The sequence below is a fragment of the Streptomyces sp. NPDC038135 genome (assembly GCF_055601245.1).
This window is the reverse complement of record NZ_JBVJXS010000005.1, coordinates 423,764-439,808: the sequence shown is the minus strand read 5'-3', so window position 1 is coordinate 439,808 and position 16,045 is coordinate 423,764. Positions and strand designations below refer to the sequence as shown.

Annotated in this window: 14 protein-coding genes; 8 read left to right on the top strand and 6 right to left on the bottom strand. The window is 71.2% G+C overall.

The window, feature by feature from the left end:
* Positions 1 to 118 precede the first annotated feature (118 nt).
* From ACZ7JA_RS16725 to ACZ7JA_RS16700, 6 genes are all read left to right on the top strand, one after another.
* Positions 119 to 1,144 (top strand): AraC-like ligand-binding domain-containing protein, encoded by a 1,026-nt coding sequence (locus ACZ7JA_RS16725; RefSeq protein WP_389305730.1) that lies wholly within the window; start codon positions 119 to 121, stop codon positions 1,142 to 1,144.
* Between the two features lie 323 nt (positions 1,145 to 1,467).
* Positions 1,468 to 4,212, top strand: a complete 2,745-nt coding sequence (locus tag ACZ7JA_RS16720) for an ATP-binding protein (RefSeq protein WP_470808872.1) — start codon at positions 1,468 to 1,470, stop codon at positions 4,210 to 4,212.
* Positions 4,213 to 4,319: 107 nt separating this feature from the next.
* Positions 4,320 to 5,084 (top strand): alpha/beta fold hydrolase, encoded by a 765-nt coding sequence (locus ACZ7JA_RS16715; RefSeq protein ID WP_389305726.1) that lies wholly within the window; start codon positions 4,320 to 4,322, stop codon positions 5,082 to 5,084.
* A gap of 241 nt (positions 5,085 to 5,325) precedes the next feature.
* Positions 5,326 to 6,456, top strand: a complete 1,131-nt coding sequence (locus tag ACZ7JA_RS16710) for a sugar ABC transporter substrate-binding protein (protein ID WP_470808870.1) — start codon at positions 5,326 to 5,328, stop codon at positions 6,454 to 6,456.
* Complete coding sequence (locus ACZ7JA_RS16705; protein WP_450744301.1) at positions 6,453 to 7,364, top strand: carbohydrate ABC transporter permease; 912 nt, start codon at positions 6,453 to 6,455, stop codon at positions 7,362 to 7,364. The genes ACZ7JA_RS16710 and ACZ7JA_RS16705 overlap by 4 nt, the downstream gene beginning before the upstream one ends.
* Complete coding sequence (locus ACZ7JA_RS16700; protein ID WP_450744303.1) at positions 7,361 to 8,191, top strand: carbohydrate ABC transporter permease; 831 nt, start codon at positions 7,361 to 7,363, stop codon at positions 8,189 to 8,191. The genes ACZ7JA_RS16705 and ACZ7JA_RS16700 overlap by 4 nt, the downstream gene beginning before the upstream one ends.
* Here the strand turns inward: ACZ7JA_RS16700 and ACZ7JA_RS16695 are convergent.
* From ACZ7JA_RS16695 to ACZ7JA_RS16675, 5 genes are all read right to left on the bottom strand, one after another.
* On the bottom strand, positions 8,184 to 8,531 hold the full coding sequence (locus tag ACZ7JA_RS16695) for a GNAT family N-acetyltransferase (protein ID WP_470808867.1): 348 nt from the start codon (positions 8,529 to 8,531) through the stop codon (positions 8,184 to 8,186). The genes ACZ7JA_RS16700 and ACZ7JA_RS16695 overlap by 8 nt on opposite strands.
* A gap of 118 nt (positions 8,532 to 8,649) precedes the next feature.
* Complete coding sequence (locus tag ACZ7JA_RS16690; protein WP_351559713.1) at positions 8,650 to 9,387, bottom strand: YoaK family protein; 738 nt, start codon at positions 9,385 to 9,387, stop codon at positions 8,650 to 8,652.
* Positions 9,368 to 9,892 (bottom strand): DoxX family protein, encoded by a 525-nt coding sequence (locus tag ACZ7JA_RS16685; protein WP_470808865.1) that lies wholly within the window; start codon positions 9,890 to 9,892, stop codon positions 9,368 to 9,370. Before ACZ7JA_RS16685 ends, ACZ7JA_RS16690 begins: the two co-directional genes overlap by 20 nt.
* Before the next feature lie 37 nt (positions 9,893 to 9,929).
* Positions 9,930 to 10,592, bottom strand: a complete 663-nt coding sequence (locus ACZ7JA_RS16680) for a hydrolase (protein ID WP_351559709.1) — start codon at positions 10,590 to 10,592, stop codon at positions 9,930 to 9,932.
* Positions 10,593 to 10,693: 101 nt separating this feature from the next.
* Positions 10,694 to 12,580, bottom strand: coding sequence for an amidohydrolase (locus ACZ7JA_RS16675; RefSeq protein WP_450744307.1), 1,887 nt, complete (start codon positions 12,578 to 12,580; stop codon positions 10,694 to 10,696).
* A gap of 364 nt (positions 12,581 to 12,944) precedes the next feature.
* Here ACZ7JA_RS16675 and ACZ7JA_RS16670 point away from each other — a divergent pair, with 364 nt between their 5' ends.
* Positions 12,945 to 13,916 (top strand): alpha/beta hydrolase, encoded by a 972-nt coding sequence (locus ACZ7JA_RS16670; protein ID WP_389305711.1) that lies wholly within the window; start codon positions 12,945 to 12,947, stop codon positions 13,914 to 13,916.
* A gap of 21 nt (positions 13,917 to 13,937) precedes the next feature.
* Positions 13,938 to 14,657 (top strand): alpha/beta fold hydrolase, encoded by a 720-nt coding sequence (locus ACZ7JA_RS16665; protein ID WP_389305709.1) that lies wholly within the window; start codon positions 13,938 to 13,940, stop codon positions 14,655 to 14,657.
* Positions 14,658 to 14,713: 56 nt separating this feature from the next.
* Here ACZ7JA_RS16665 and ACZ7JA_RS16660 read toward each other — a convergent pair whose 3' ends face one another.
* Positions 14,714 to 15,874, bottom strand: coding sequence for a low temperature requirement protein A (locus tag ACZ7JA_RS16660; RefSeq protein WP_470808862.1), 1,161 nt, complete (start codon positions 15,872 to 15,874; stop codon positions 14,714 to 14,716).
* Between the last annotated feature and the right edge of the window lie 171 nt (positions 15,875 to 16,045).

The window sequence follows — 16,045 nt, the reverse complement described above, 5'->3', positions numbered from 1 at the left end:
TTCCGCGGTCCCCCGTATCTCCGCCCCGTATCCCGGATCTAGTGCGTTCACTCGATGCGCCACCCCGTGCCCCGCTGGCACGGTGTCCGCAGCGCACAGCGGCTGAAGGGCGGAGATCATGTCGTACGTATCGGTGAAGGGGACGGGGAAGCAGCCCGCGGGCATCTTCTACACCACGGACGGTGTGCCCAGGGAGCGAAGACGGACCTACTGGCGCGACGCCGTGGCCCACACCTTCGGAGCCGTGGACGTCAAGCTCGCCGAGGAGGTGTTCTCCGGCACGATCCATGCGTCACCGACGGGCCGGACACGGGGCGTCACGGTGGACAGCGAAGCCCTGCAGACCGTGCGCACACCGCGCCTCATCGCGGGATCCACAGGCGACGACCACGTGGTCGTGATGCTGCTGAGCAGCGGGCTCGCCCGAGTCGAGCAGGACGCGCGCGACGCGTATGTCGAGCCCGGGCAGCTCTTCGTCTACGACCGGGCGCGTCCCATGCGGCTGACCTTCCCCGACACCTTCCAGACGAAGGCCCTCGTCCTGCCCCGGCATCTCCTGAGTCTGAGGGAGTCGGACCTGTGCCGGATCACGGCGTCTCCCCTCGACTCCACGACGCCCCTCGGCCACCTGCTGTCCCCCTTCCTGTCCCGGCTCGTGGACACCGCGGGCGCGTATCCGCAGCACGTCGGCGACCTGATCACCCGCAACGTCCTGGACCTGCTCACGGTGCTGGCCGACGAGCGACGCGGCGGCGACACCACGGGCACACCGAGCGCCGCCCGCGTGCTGCTGATGCGGGTCCAGGCCTACGTCGACCGTCACCTGGCGGACCCCGACCTGACCCCGGAGGCCATCGCCCGGGCCAACCAGATCTCCCTGCGCTACCTGTACAACCTCTTCCAGAACGAGGGCACCACCGTCCGCCGGTGGATCCAGGGCCGCCGGCTGGAGCAGTGCCGACGCGAACTGGCCCGCCGGGACGCGGCGAGCCGGACCATCGCCGCGGTGGGCCGACGGTGGGGCTTCGTCAGCGCCGCCCACTTCAGCCGGGCGTTCCGGGGCGCCTACGGGATGTCCCCCGTCGAGTGGCGGGACCAGGCGGCACTCGAGCGTCGTACGCACACGTCGCCACCGGGCGCCTGAACCCTCCGCTCGAAGTGCCGCGCCATGCCGTCGCTCGTCCACGGCCGTCGTCGTGGCTGGTCGCGCAGTTCGCCGCGCCCCTTGGCGGCGCTGCCGAACCGTAGCCGACTTCACCCAACCCGCTCAGAGCCGCCGCACGGCCCTGGTCGCCCCCCGGGGTATGCACTGAGCTGCGGTTCTTGCGATAGTGGACACGCGGAACGCCGTCCGCGCCCCGGCCGGCCCCCCACCCGGACAGGCGGGCGACGGCATAGGGCGACGTCGCCGCTCCGCATGGCTGCCTGGACCGGAGGCGGTCGGCGAGTGCGGACAGAGGGGCGGGAGTGGAGCGGTCGGACGGGTCGCTGTCCCGGCGCGGTCTGCGTGGCCGAGAGACCGAACTCGAACAGCTGCGGGCCGTCCTCGCATCGGTGGTCGGCACCGGAAGCGGCGCGTTGGTCCTGCTCCGAGGGGAGCCGGGCATCGGCAAGACCGCGCTGCTCGGCGAGGTCGTCACCACGGCCGGTGCGGCGGGCTTCGCGGTCGGTCTGGGCAAGGCCGACGAACTGCACCACATCGTCCCGCTCTCGTCGCTGGCCGCCTGCCTTCTGTATGGTGACCGGCCGCTGCTGTCCAGTGACGCGTTCGCCGACCTCACCCGCCATCACGACCAGCGGATCTGGCTGGTCGAGCGCGTGGCGGAAGCGATCGAGGCCAGGGCCGCCGAGATGCCCGTGCTGATCGCCCTGGACGACGTGCAGTGGGCCGACCCACTGAGCCGGTTCGCCCTGAAACAGCTCCCGGCACGCCTGCGGACATCGCCGGTTCTGTGGGTGCTCACCGGGCGGCAGGATCCCGCCGGCCCGGCGCAGGAGATCGTCGAGGCCGCCGAGAGCGGGCTCCTGTCGGTCACCGTGCCCCTGGGACCGCTCTCCGGCACGGCGATCGGCCAGCTGGCCGACGACACCCTGGGCGCGGCCGTCGACGACCGGGTACGGCAGCTGCTCGACGGAGCCGGCGGGAACCCGTTCCTGGCGGTCGAGATGCTCACGGGACTGGGGACCACCGGCCCGTCGGGGGAGCCCGTGCCCGAGGGGCTCGTGGTGGGCGTGCGCGGCAGGCTCAGGTCACTTGACCCCAGCACCTTGCGCTTCCTGCAGATGGGAGCGGTGCTGGGACGCAGATTCGGCCTCCTCGAAGCCGCCGCGCTCTACGGCCGACCGTCCGCCGGTTTGCTCGCGGAGCTGGAGGAGGCGGTGCGCGCCGGGCTCCTGGACGACGACGGCGAACAGCTGGTCTTCCGGCACGACCTGCTGCGCCAGGCCGTCTACGTGGACATCCCGCCGTCGGCCCGCAAGGCTCTGCACCGGGAGGCCGCAGGACACCTGGTCGCGGCCGGGCACCGGCCGATCGACGCGGTGTCGCACATTCTCCGGGGCGCCCAGGCCGGAGACGACGAAGCGGTGACGCTGCTGCGGCAGGCTGCCGACGACGTCCTGTCGGTCACGCCGGGCCTCGCGGCCGACCTGATGACGCGCGCCCTGGAACTGGTGCCTCCCGGACGGCCGTTGTGGCACGACGTCGGTGTGCAGGCGATCGTCTGTCTGACCCGGGCCGGCCGGAACCGCGAGGCGCTGGAGACCGGCGACCGGCTGCTGGCCGCCCGGCCGCCTCTGGAGACGTTCGGCCGGATCCAGGCCGCCCTCGGCGGGACGCTCTGGAACCTGGACGTCGCCGAGGAGTTGCGCCGCCGCGCCGAGACAGCCCTCGCGCTCGGCGGTGCCGCCCCGGAGGTCGAGGCGCGGCTCACCGCCCTGCGTGCGCTGGCCCTCTCCCGGGGCGAGGATCTCGGCGCGGCACTGGAGGCCGGCGAGAACGCCCTGCGTGCGGCCATCGCGACCGGTGACCGGGAGGCACGCGTGCTGGCCCTGTTCGGTCTGGGGGAGAGCGCTCTGAACGCCGGTACGAACGCCGTCGCGCTGGAACGCTTCACCGCGCTCAGCGCCGTCGAGCCCGCCTTCCTTCCCGAGGAGATCGTCGCGCACCAGCACATGGACGACTTCGAGGCCGGCCGGCGGCTGCTGCTGCGGGCGGCGGACGACGGCGGCTCGGTGCCGCAGACCATGCTGCTGTGGGCACAGGCCTCGCAGCATCTGGGGCTGGGCGACCTCGACGACGCGGAGTCCGACCTGGTCACCATGGAGCGCCTGGAGAACGACGTACACATCTGCGTCCAGCAGGTGAACGCCCGGGTGATCCGCTCCTGGATCGCCCTGCTGCGCGGCGACCGGGAAGCGGCGCGGCACCAGCTGACCGCCGCGCGGGAACGACGCGCGACCAAACCGAACCCTGGCAACACGGTGGCGGTGCGCTTCCTGGAGGCGCTCATCGCCGACGACGAGGGGAACACCGCGCTCGCCCTCGACAGGATCCGGCAGGTGCAGCAGGAAGGTCCCTTCATGCGCTGGCGGCTGCTGCGCACCTGGGTCGACTCCGCGATACGCATGGCCCTCAGCGGCGCGGACCGGGCGCTGGCCGAGGATCTGGCCGCACAGGCCGAGGCGCACGGCGCTCGCAACCCGGCCGTGCCCATCGCCACGGGCATCGCTGCCCAGGCCGCGGGCCTGGTGCGCAACGACCTCACCCTGCTGGAACGCGCGGTGGCCCTCCTCGAGGAGAGTCCGCGCCCACTGGTCCGGGCCGGGGCCCAAGCAGACCTCGGCCGGGCACTGATGACGGCAGACCGGGGAGCCGAGGCCAATGCCGCCCTGACCCGCGCCCATGACCTGTTCATCGAGTCGGGTGCCCATGCCGCGGCGGCACGCGTGCAGCGCGATCTGGACCGTGCCGGGGCCGGCAGCCGCAGGGCGACCACGCCGCGCCCGGTCCAGGGCTGGGAGGCCCTTACGGCCTCGGAGAAGAAGATCGCGCGCCTGGTCGCCGCCGGCCACACCAACCGGTCGGCCGCCGATCTGCTCGTCGTCTCCCCGCACACGGTCAACACGCACCTGACCTCCGCCTTCCGCAAACTGTCGGTCAACTCGAGGGTCCAGCTGGCCCATGTGGTCATGGCCTTGCCCGAGGACTGAGCGGATCCGCCGGTACGTCCGGCACGTCTTGGTACGTTCACGCGATGCCCGCGGTAACCGGATGCGCTTGGCTGGAACGCCAGGACTCATTCGGAGGTCATCGGAACGTGAACGGACCCGCCCCCCACCCGCCGACCGTCGTGCTCGTGCACGGGGCGTTCACCGACGCCTCCTCCTGGGCGGGGGTCATCATCCTCCTGCAGGCCGCCGGCCTGACCGTGCTCGCCCCGGCGAACCCGCTGCGCGGACTGGCGCAGGACGCCGCCTACATCAGGAGCGTGGTGCGTCAGATCGACGCCCCGGTCGTGTTGGCCGGACACGGTTACGGAGGCGCGGTCATCACCCATGCCGCCGGCGACTGCGACCAGATCGTGGCCCTGTGCTACGTCGCGGCGTTCGGCCTGGACGCCGGAGAGTCCGTCCTGGACATCCTGAGCCGTTTCGCCTCCGCACCGGTGACCGACACCACCATCACGGCAGCGCTGCCCGCCCGGTTCACCGGTGGCCCGGAGGACGAGATGTACCTCATCGAGGAACAGTTCGGGCCGACGTTCGCCGCCGACCTGTCACCGCACGTCACCGACGCCCTGGCCGTCACCCAACGCCCCATCGCGCGAGAAGCGTTGACCGGTACGTCGGGGCCGCCGGCCTGGGCCTGCAAGCCGTCGTGGTACGCCATCGCGGCCGCCGACCGGATGCTCGCCCCCATGGCCCAGCGCTTCATGGCCCAGCGCATGGCGGCCACCGAGTACTCGGTGGCCGCTTCGCACGGCGTCGCCCTGTCACAGCCCGGCGCCGTGGCGGCGATGATCCGGGAAGCCGCCGAACAGGGCATGGACCGCGGCGACGGCTACGGGCTCCCGCGCGGCTGATGCGCAGGTCAATCGGCTAGCATCCCTGTTCGATGGCTAAGACGCCGGTGTCAAAGCCTCTCCTCGGCGACGCGGGACGCCTGGCCTCGACCACAGGCTCGCTCGGGAAGGCACCACCTTGAACTCACCGGCCCCCAGACCGTCGGCGCGACGGATCACCACCCTCCTCGGGACCGTTGCCCTCGCACTGGCTGCCGCCGGCTGCGGCGGGGGAACCGGCGCCGCGTCGGCCCCGGACAAGGTGACCTCCATCACCGCGCTCGACTACTACACCGACGCGACCGAGCACGCCCAGTGGAGCAAGCGGCTCACCGACTGCGGCAGGACCGCCGGGGTCAAGGTCGAGCACACCAGTGTCCCGTTGCCGTCGCTCATCCCCACGGTCCTGCGACAGGCGTCGTCACGCACCCTGCCCGACCTGCTGATGCTCGACAACCCCGACCTCCAGCAGATCGCGAGCACCGGCGCACTGACGCCGCTGGACCGCTACCGCATCGACACCACCGGCTTCGCCGAGGGCATCCTGTCGGCGGGCACCTACCGCGGGAAGGTGTACGGGCTGGCGCCCACCGTCAACACGGTCGCCCTCATCTACAACAAGGACATGCTCGCCGAGGCCGGTGTCGCCGTGCCACGGACCTGGGACGAGCTGCAGACGGCGGCCGCCCGCCTGACCCGCCCGGGGCGCTACGGCATCGCCGTCTCGGCCGACGCAACCCCCGAAAGCACCTGGCAGTTCCTGCCCTTCCTGTGGTCCAACGGCGGAGACGAGAAGCACCTGGACACGCCGCAGGCCGCGCAGGCCCTCCGGCTGTGGACCGACCTGGTGAAGAGCGGATCCATGTCGAGGTCGGCACTGAACTGGACCCAGGCCGACCTCCACGACCAGTTCGCCGCTGGAAAGGCCGCCATGATGGTCAACGGCCCCTGGCGGATCCCCGCGCTGAACAAGGACCGTGACCTGCACTGGGGAGTGGCCCCCCTCCCCGTCCGTCAGAAGGGGCAGACGCTCGTCACGCCCCTCGGCGGCGAGGTGTGGACGGTGCCGCAGAACTCCTCTCCGTCCCGGCAGGAGAAGGCCGCCCAGGTCCTGGCCTGCCTGAACGGCCCCACGACCATGCTCGCCTTGGCGAAGGAGCACTTCACCGTGCCCTCCCGCACCGCGGTGGCGGCCCGGTACGCCGAGCGGGTCCCGTCGATGTCCGGCTTCGTCACCAGCGTGGAGCGGGCCCGGTCCCGTACCGCCGAACTCGGAGTCAAGTGGCCCGGAACGGCGACCGCGATATCCACGGCGATCCAGTCCGCGCTGACGGGCGAGCAGACGCCGCAGGTGGCGCTCCGACGCGCGCAGCGGACCGCGACCGGTTCATGACCTGTCCGCCGGCCGCGACCCGGACCCGCTTGCGGGAACTGCTCGCCCCATGGCTGTTCGTCGTGCCCGCCGCGGTCTACCTGCTGCTGTTCTTCGGCTACCCGGTGGTCAAGAACCTGGTGTTGAGCTTCCAGCAGTACACGCCCGCCACCTTCTACACCGGGGCCGCGCCGTTCGTCGGGCTGCGGAACTACGCGGAGATCCTGTCGTCGGGCTTGTTCTCCCAGACACTGCTGACCACGGTCCTGTTCACCGCGGGTTCGGTCGCCGGGCAGTTCCTGCTCGGTCTCGCCCTGGCCCTGTTCTTCCGCCGCAGCTTCCCGCTCGGCGGTCTGTTGCGCTCGCTCCTGCTGCTGCCGTGGCTGCTGCCGCTGGTCGTCTCGGCCACGACCTGGAAGTGGATGCTCGACACCGACGACGGAGTCGTCAACAACGCACTGCGCGCCCTCCACCTCGTGCCGTCCGGCATCCCCTGGCTCACCGGCACCTCACAGGCACTCGTGTCGGTGACCCTCGTCAACATCTGGGTGGGAATCCCCTTCAACACCGCGATCCTGTACGTCGGCCTGCGGAACATCCCGGCCCAGCTGTACGAGGCGGCAGAGCTGGACGGCGCCGGTCCGGTGGCGTCGTTCCGCCACATCACGTGGCCGCTGCTGCGGCCCGCCGTGAGCGTCGTGCTGGTGCTGGGCGTGGTCTACACCCTCAAGGTGCTGGACATCATCCTCGTCGTGACGGGCGGAGGACCGGCCGACGCCACGCAGACCCTCGCCACCCAGTCCTACGAACTGTCCTTCCAACAGTTCGAGTTCGGGCGCGGCGCCGCCATGGGCAACGTACTCATCATCCTCTCGCTCGTCCTCGCCCTCGTCTTCCTGCGCGCCGACCGGCGCGCCGCGCACCCATGAGGGGCGGGCCGGCGCGGCGCGGACGCCGCCGTGGCCTGCTCTCCACCGTCGTCGGGACAGTCCTGCTCGCGGTGATGCTGTTTCCCGTCTACTGGGTGGTGAACGCCTCTCTGCAGCCGACGGGCACCACACTGGGGGCGGGCTGGTTCCCTTCCCGCCCGCACCTCAGCGGCTACGCCACGGCGCTGCGCGATCAGGGCCCCAACCTGGTCACCAGCCTCGTCGTGGCCCTCGGCAGCGTCGCGCTCAGCCTCGGGCTGGCGGCCCCGGCCGCCTACGCCCTGGCCCGGTTCTCCCTGCGGGGAACCCGCCTCGTACTCTTCGGAATCCTGTTCACGCAGATGCTGCCGGGCATCGTCGTGGCGAACGCGCTCTACGGCGCCTACAACGACCTGGGACTGCTGAACTCCCGCCTGGGACTCGTCCTCGCGGACTCCACCTCCGGGGTCCCGTTCGCCGTCATCATCCTGCACTCGTTCATGCGGGGCATTCCCAGGGAGATCATCGAAGCCGCGCGCATGGATGGCGCCGGGAGGCTGCGCACCTTCTGCGCCGTGGTGCTGCCGCTGAGCCGGAACGCTCTGGTCACCGCCGCGCTCTTCACCTTCCTCTTCGCCTGGAGCGACTTCCTCTTCGGCCTCACACTGACCACCACCGAGACGGTCCGGCCGGTCACCCTGGGCATCTACGAGTACATCGGTGCTCACACGACCCAGTGGAACGCGGTGATGGCCACCGCGGTCCTGGCGTCGGTGCCGGCGGCGGTGCTGCTGGTCGCAGCCCAGCGCTTCATCACCGTCGACGCCACCAGCGGCGCGATCAGGTGAGGGTCCGCAGCTCCGTCTTGAGCCAGTGCAGGATCTCCGGGGTCACCGGGTCGGTGATGTCCGCGAACTCCTCATGCTTCTCCAGGTACTTGGCCACATAGGGGCACACCGGCACGATGCGCATGCCTGAGCGGCGTACGTCGGTGAGGGCCTCCTGGACCAGGCGCGCGGCCAGCCCCTGTCCGGCGAAGGCGTCGTCGACCTCCGTGTGGTGGAAGACCCGCTGCTCGGCATGGTCGCGATAGGCGGTCAGACCGGCGAGCCGGCCGCCGACCAGAATCTCGTAACGGTGCTTGTCGTCCGTCCGTTCGACGGCCGGGGCGGGGGAGGGCCGGTTCATCGGGTCCCTTTCGGTGGGTGCGGGTCGGTGGTGCGCCGGGCCTCCATGGACGAGGGGTCCCGAGGAGGCGCCGAAGGTCCGGCTCCGGCGTCCGCGCCGGGGGTGGTCACCGCCGTGTTCATGGCCGTGGCCGCAGCCAGGGGGCGTCGGCGGCGGAGAGGCGATGGGTGGTCACGGAGGTGACCGCGAGCAGGACCAGGGTGAGGCTCAGGACGAGGACCAGGTGGCCGTGCAGCAGGAGCGCGGCTCCGACCAGGGCGCCGAGGAACATGGCGAGCACGGACAGGATCCGGCGGCCGGGGCGCGGCGCCTCGCCGCCGGCCGCCGTGGAGTCGGCGGCCAGGCCCGTGAGCGTCAGGGTCAGCACGGTGGTGGTGAGGTCCGGGACGCCGAGGCGCCGGGCGACCGCGTTCTGCAGCCCCATGGCGAGCCCCAGGAACACGATCAGCGTGTACTGGACGGAGGTGGTGACCCGGCCGTCGGCGACCGCGGCGACCACCACGGTGACGGCGACCAGCACCGTCTGCACCGCCGTCGCCGCCCTCAGCAGGTGCCCGCGGTGCGTGGCGAACCGGGTGCCGAGCCTGCCACCCGCGAGCGCGCCGAGGAGGAACGCGGTCACCGAGACGACGGACGCGAGCGCGGACAGGCTGCCGGCGCCTCCCAGGGCGAACCCCAGGAAGACCACGTTGCCGGTCATGTTGGCGACGAAGACGTGTCCGAGGGCCAGATAGCTCACCGAGTCCACCAGGCCGGTGACCACCGTCATGGTCAGCAGCAGCGGGGGGAGCGGACCATGACGTTCCTCGCCGCGGGGAAGGAGGGTGCGGACCGCGTCAGTCAGCAACGTGCGCATGCCGCACCCCTTCCGGCCCGGCGCCCGACCGGTGCAGCACCACGCGGGTGAGCAGTCCGCTCGCCGGACCCAGCACGATCGCGCCGACGGCGACCCACACCGGCCAGGAGGTGATGCCCAGAGCGTGGTCCACGGACCACCGTCCGGGTCCGGCGAGGGACAGTGCGGCGGAGACGGTGACGAGGACCAGGGGGTATTCGTAGCCGTCGTTCTGTACCCACAGCCCCTTGTGCCACTTGACCGAGCCCGCGACCGTCATTACGCCCGTCGCGGCCATCGCGGCCAGGGGCGTGAGCAGCCCGAGGGCCAGGAACAGGCCGGCACCGATCTGACTGGCTCCCGCGACGAGTGCGGTCAGCACTCCGCCGCGGAAGCCGTCACGGCGGAATTCCTCGGTCCCGCCCGCCAAGCCGTTGCCCCCGAGCCGGAAGCTCACCTTCTGCACCCCGTGACCGGCGATGAGCAAGCCCGCCACCAGCCGGAGGACCAGTAGTCCAGCGTCCATCGTGTTCCTGCCTGTTCCTGAATCGGAATCGGTGCGGTCAGCCGGCGGCGTGGGCGCCGATGACGGCCTGCGCGTATACGACCCCGAGGCCGTAGGCGCCGGCGTGCTCCTTGACGACCTCGGTGACCGGGACGTACGTCTCCGTGCGCGCCCAGTCCCGCTGGAGCTCCAGGAGCACCTGCACCCACGTCACCGGAACCGCGCCGGCCTGGATCATGCGCTGGACGGCGTGCTCATGTGCCTGCGGGCTGACGCCACCGGACGCGTCGGTGACGACGTAGACCTCATAGCCCTGGGCGAGGGCCGACAGCGTCGGCAGGACGACACAGACCTCAGTCCACAGGCCGGCGATGACCAGCTTCTTGCGGCCGGTCGCCTTGACGGCCTCGACGAAGGGCACGTCCTCCCAGGCGTTCATCGAGGTGCGGTCGATGATCTTCTGGTCGGGGAAGACCGCGGCCAGCTGCGGCATGATCGGGCCGGAGAAGGACTCGGCGGCCACGGTGCTCAGCACGGTCGGCACGTCGAAGACCTTGGCGGCCTTCGCAAGGCCCACGGTGGCGTTCATGATCGAGGTGCGGTCACCGCTGGCGGCGGCGAAGAACATCTGTGGCTGGTGGTCCACGAAGAGCACGGCGCAGTTGTCGGGGGTGAGCAGGTCGGGGCTGGGGGCGGCGGTGACGTCGGAGATGTTGACCACGAGGATGAACCTTTCCTATCTAGGTAGCACCGTCCGTGTGCGGACGGAGTCGGTGGGTGTCCCGGCATGGGCGTTCAACGGCCCGGCCCCTGCCGGGTGTTCTAGAGGTCGAAGCAGGGATCGAAGGGCGTGCTCGCGGTCTCCGGGGTGAGGCCACGGGCGATGCGCCACTGGCGGTGCTGCTCCGATTCGGCGACGGCCTGGCCGAGGGACTCCGCCTGGCGGGCGCCGGCCGCTGAGGGAGACGCCTGGTAGCCGCCGAAATGCGCCACCGGGCTCCAGGCGGGGCTGACGGGCGGCAGTTCCTCGTCCAGCCCCTCGTAGGTGCCGGCGGCGTAGACGATCCGCCCGCCGGTCACCGTCAGCAGCGACTCGATGTGCGCGATCTCAGGCTCGGGCACGGTGAAGTAGTCCTCGGACAGCATCGCCAGGTCCGCGTAGCAGCCCGGCCGCAGGACGCCCTTGACCTCGTCCTCGCCGGTCAGTACGGCGCCGGCGCGGGTGAACATCGTCAGCGCGGCCTGCCGGCCGACGCGGTTGGCCGGCGGGCGCAGCGTCAGATCGCCGACGGTGCGGCCGCTGACCAGCCAGTGCAGGGCCACCCACGGGTTGTAGGAGGACACCCGGGTGGCGTCGGTGCCGGCGGCCACGGCCAGCCCGCGGTCCAGCATCGCCCGGATCGGCGGGGCGTCCGCGGCGGCGCCGGGACCGTAGCGGCGCAGGAACGCCTCACCCTGGAAAGACAAACGATTCTGCACGGACATCGCGCCGCCGAGCGCGGCGATGCGGTCGAGGCTGTCCGTGGAGACGGTTTCCGCGTGGTCGAACAGCCACCGGTTCCCGGCCGGGAAAAGCCCGTCCGCGGCGAGTTTCTCGAAGACCGCGAGGTCCCGGCGGATGGTCTCGTCGTAGGTGGCGTGCAGCCGGAACCCCCACCCGTTCTCCATGAGGAGACGGACGGCCTTCTCGAACTCGACCTCATAGTCCGACGTGAGTTCCGGACGCGGCTCGGCGAAGTTCTCGAAGTCCGCGGCGGCCCAGGTGAGATTCTCGCCCGCGCCGTTCAGGCGCAGCCATTCGTCCCCGTCCTCGGGGCGGGCCATCTCGATCCAGCGGGCGAGATCGTCGACCTCCTGGCCCGGAGTCTGCGGGAAGAGATGATAGGCGATGCGCATCGAGAGCTGGCCGGCCTTGGCCAGTTCGATGACGGTGGCGTAGTTGTCGGGGAAGTTCTGGAATCCGCCGGCGGCGTCGATCGCCGAGGTCAGTCCGAACCTGTTCAGCTCGCGCAGGAAATGACGGGTGGAGGTTTTCTTGTCCTCCTCGCTCTCCAGGACCGGCGCCTTGGCGAGGGTCGAGTAGAGGATGAGGGCGCTGGGCGCGGCCAGCAGCATGCCGGTCGGTTCCCCGTCCCGGCCGCGCATGATCTGGCCGCCCTTGGGGTCGGGCGTGTCCTTGGTGAAGCCGGCGGCCTTGAGCGCCGCACGGTTCAGCACGGCCGAGTGGTACAGGTGCAACACGAACACCGGGGTGTCCGGAGCGGCCGCGTTCAGTTCGGCGACGGTTGGCAGCCGGCGCTCGGCGAACTGCTCGACGGACCAGCCGCCCACCACCCGCACCCACTGGCCCTTCGGGGTACGCGCGGCCTGTTCACGCAGCATCGCCAGCCCCTGCCGCAGGCTGCGCACCCCGTCCCAGCGCAGCTCCAGTACGTAGTTCAGGCCCCCGCGGATCACGTGCAGGTGGGCGTCGTTGAGGCCGGGGACGACCCGGCGGCCGCATGCGTCGACCACCTTGGTGGCCGTACCGATGTGCGGGGCCACGTCGTTGTCGTCGCCGACGACGGTGATGACGCCGTCCCGGACCGCGACGGCCTCGGCGTGCGGGCGTCTCGGGTCGGCTGTGTGGATCTTCGCGTTGCGGACGACGAGGTCTGCGGCGTCGTCGGAGGCACGCGGAACGAGCCCGCCGACCGGCATTGTCGACATCGCTTGAAGTCCTTTCCGGGACAGGAGAGTTCGGTTCCGTCCACTCGCGGCGCGCCAAGGCGAAGTCCGGGATACGCGCCGCGCCGGTGGGATGGAGGGAAGACGCGGCAAGGGGCCACTGTCTCGCTTCCGCCCTCACGCTAGACGCGACCGAGCTGCGGCAATGTCTCCGCAGTGCACCGGACTTGGTCCCACCGTGCACTGCGTCGCCCAGGACTGCGCGCGACCCGGGAGGCGGCCGGACGCTCGCAGTGCGCTGCGGGAACAGCGGTGGTGCGCGCACGGAGAATCCCGACCCGGTGACGCTCACTAGCGTGACCCGCGCACCACACGAAACAGTCCCTTGGAACATCGGGAGAGGCACATGTCCCACACCGCCGAGCCGGTTCAGCCGGTACTGGAACCCGCGGCAGCCGCCTTCGCGGAGGCGACCGCCAATCCGCCCTACCTCTTCGACCTGCCCCCGGCGGAGGGACGCAAGGCCGTCGACGAGGTGCAGTCCGGCGAGATCGACAAGCCGGCGATCGACGAGGAGTGGATCACCGTCTCCGGTGGCCCCACGGGCAGTGTCAGGGCCCGCATCGTCAAGCCCGCCGGGGCCACCGGCACCCTCCCGGTCATCCTCTACATCCACGGCGCCGGCTGGGTGTTCGGCAACGCCCACACCCACGACCGCCTGGTGCGCGAACTCGCCGTCGGCGCGGACGCCGCCGTGGTCTTCCCTGAGTACGACCTCTCGCCCGAGCACCGCTACCCGGTCGCCATCGAGCAGAACTACACAGTCGCGCGGTGGGTCGTGCAGGAGGGCGCCACCAAGGGCCTGGACGGCACACGGCTGACCGTGGCCGGGGACTCCGTCGGCGGCAACATGAGCGCCGCCCTCACCCTGATGGCCAAGGAGCGCGGCGACGTCTCCCTGGTGCAGCAGGTGCTGTTCTACCCGGTGACGGACGCGAACTTCGACACGCCGTCGTACCACCAGTTCGCCACCGGCTACTTCCTGCGCCGCGACGGCATGCAGTGGTTCTGGGACCAGTACACCACCGACGAGGCCGAGCGCGCCCAGATCACCGCCTCGCCGCTGCGCGCCACCACCGAGCAGCTCACCGGCCTGCCCCCGGCCCTGGTCATCACCGGCGAGGCCGACGTCCTGCGCGACGAGGGCGAGGCGTACGCCAACAAGCTTCGCGAGGCCGGCGTCCCCGTCACCGCCGTCCGCTTCCAGGGCATCATCCACGACTTCGTGATGCTCAACGCCCTGCGCGGGACTCACGCCGCCGAGGCCGCCATCACGATGGCCGCCGGCACCCTGCGCGCCGCCCTGCACACCGCCTGACCGCAAGGAGATCCGGCAGACATGAGCACCACCACTCCCACCGTCGTCCTCGTCCACGGCGCCTTCGCCGACGCGGCCAGTTGGTCCGGCGTCATCGAGGAGCTCCAGCGCCACGACATCCCGGTCATCGCCCCGCCCAACCCGCTGCGCGGCCTGGCCTCGGACGCCGCGTACGTCGCCTCCGTGGCCGCCCAGATCGACGGCCCCGTCGTGCTGGTCGGCCACTCCTACGGCGGTGCGCTGATCACCGTCGCCGGCACCACGGAGAACGTCGTCGGGCTGGTCTACGTGGCCGCCTACGTCCTCGAAGAGGGTGAGAGCCTCGGCGAGCTGCAGGGCCGCTTCCCGCTCTCCCCGCTGGTGAGCAACCTGAAGCAGTGGACGTATCCCGTCGCGGACGGCGACCCGGCCGTCGAGGTGACCATCGCCGCGGACGCCTTCCCCTCGGTCTTCGCCGCCGACGTGCCCGCAGACGTCACGAAGGTGCTGGCCGTGGCGCAGCGCCCGCTGGCCGCCGCCGCCTTCGAGGAGACGGCCTCCGCCGCCGCCTGGAAGACCAAGCCGTCCTGGGCGCTGGTCGCGGGCGCCGACAGCGCGATCAACCCGGAGGTGGAGCGCTTCGGCGCGAAGCGCGCGGGGGCGACCGTCGTCGAGATCGAGGGCGCCTCGCACGCGGTCGCCGTCTCCCAGCCGAAGCAGGTCGCCGAGCTGATCCGCGAGGCGGTGCGCGCCACGACCTGACCAGGGGAAAGGGGTGCTGCACGGAGAAGGACTCCGGGCGGCACCCCATTTCCGTGTCACGGGTCCTCTCGTCGTACCCGCTCGGCCCGGTCGACCAGCGTGACCACGACGACCAGGGCCGCCGCCGCGAGAGCGGCGAGGAGGGTTGGCGCCGGCGAGCGGGCAGCCATCAGGACTGCCACCGCCACCGCGGGAAACGCAAGCTGTTCGACCCGGCTCCGCCGGTGCGGCCGCACATGCACAGCCCACACGGTGATGAGGAAGACCGCCGCCGGCACCGTGACCGCGCCACCCGCCGACAACGGCGGGGCACCGGTGCGCCCGGTGATCAGCTGGGCGTACGCCGCCAGGCCGGCTCCCTCGGCGGCTGCCGAGGCGAAGATCAGGTAGTGGCCGTACGCCCAGGTGAACCTCCTGCGATGGGCCTGGTGCGAGGTGGCGAGCAGGGTATGGGCCGGCCGGGCGAAGTACAGCCACCACAGGGCGAAGACCAGAAGCAGGCCACCTGCCGCCAGCAGGTACAGGGCCGCGGTGCCATGGTCCCGGTTCAGGGCACCGCGGACCGCCGCCGCGGCGGCCGCGACGGACTCACCCAGCACGATGAGGACGAACAGCCCGTACCGCTCGGCGATGTGCTGCGGATGCCACGGCGTCATTCCGGCGGACTGCGCCCACACCGGAACGCAGACCTCGGCAACGATCAACGCGATGATGGCCGGCAGGCGCGCCGGGGCCGGGAGAAAGAGCACCCCGGACCAGCCGACCTGACAAACCGTCACTCCCGTGGCGAAGCGGAGCGCGGTCCGCCGCCGAGCGGGATCCGATCGTGCGACACGCAGCCACAGCGTGGTCAGCGTCGTACGCAGGACGACGTATCCGAGCGTGACGACGCGCAGATCGCCTTCCTCGAACGCGCTGGGGACACCGGCGGCGAGAATGAGGGAGCCCGCGATCTGGACCAGCACCGTCAACCGGTAGGGGACGTCGTCAGGGTCATAGGCGGATGCGAACCAGGTGAAGTTCATCCAGGCCCACCAGATCGTGAAGAAGACCAGCGCGAAACGCAGGGTGCCGGCGAGCCAGTGCCCGCTCGTCACCGCCGTGTTCAGACACGCGGACGCCTGCGCGACCGCGATGACGAAGCACAGGTCGAAAAAGCACTCCAGCGTCGTGGCGGTTCTGTGCGCTTCCCTCGGGTCCCGCCCCCGCAGGCTCAACGCGGGGCTCCCGGGGCGTAATCCACCCTCCGCTGCTCGCTCGGCATAATGCCTCTCCTCGTCGTTTTCCGGGCCCACGTCGTCAGCGACGTTAGGCGGGACGAGGTGCTGAGCCGTGCCCGCCGGTGCGCGGGGGCTTGCCCGAGAGCGAACAAGGGCACGCACGGATCG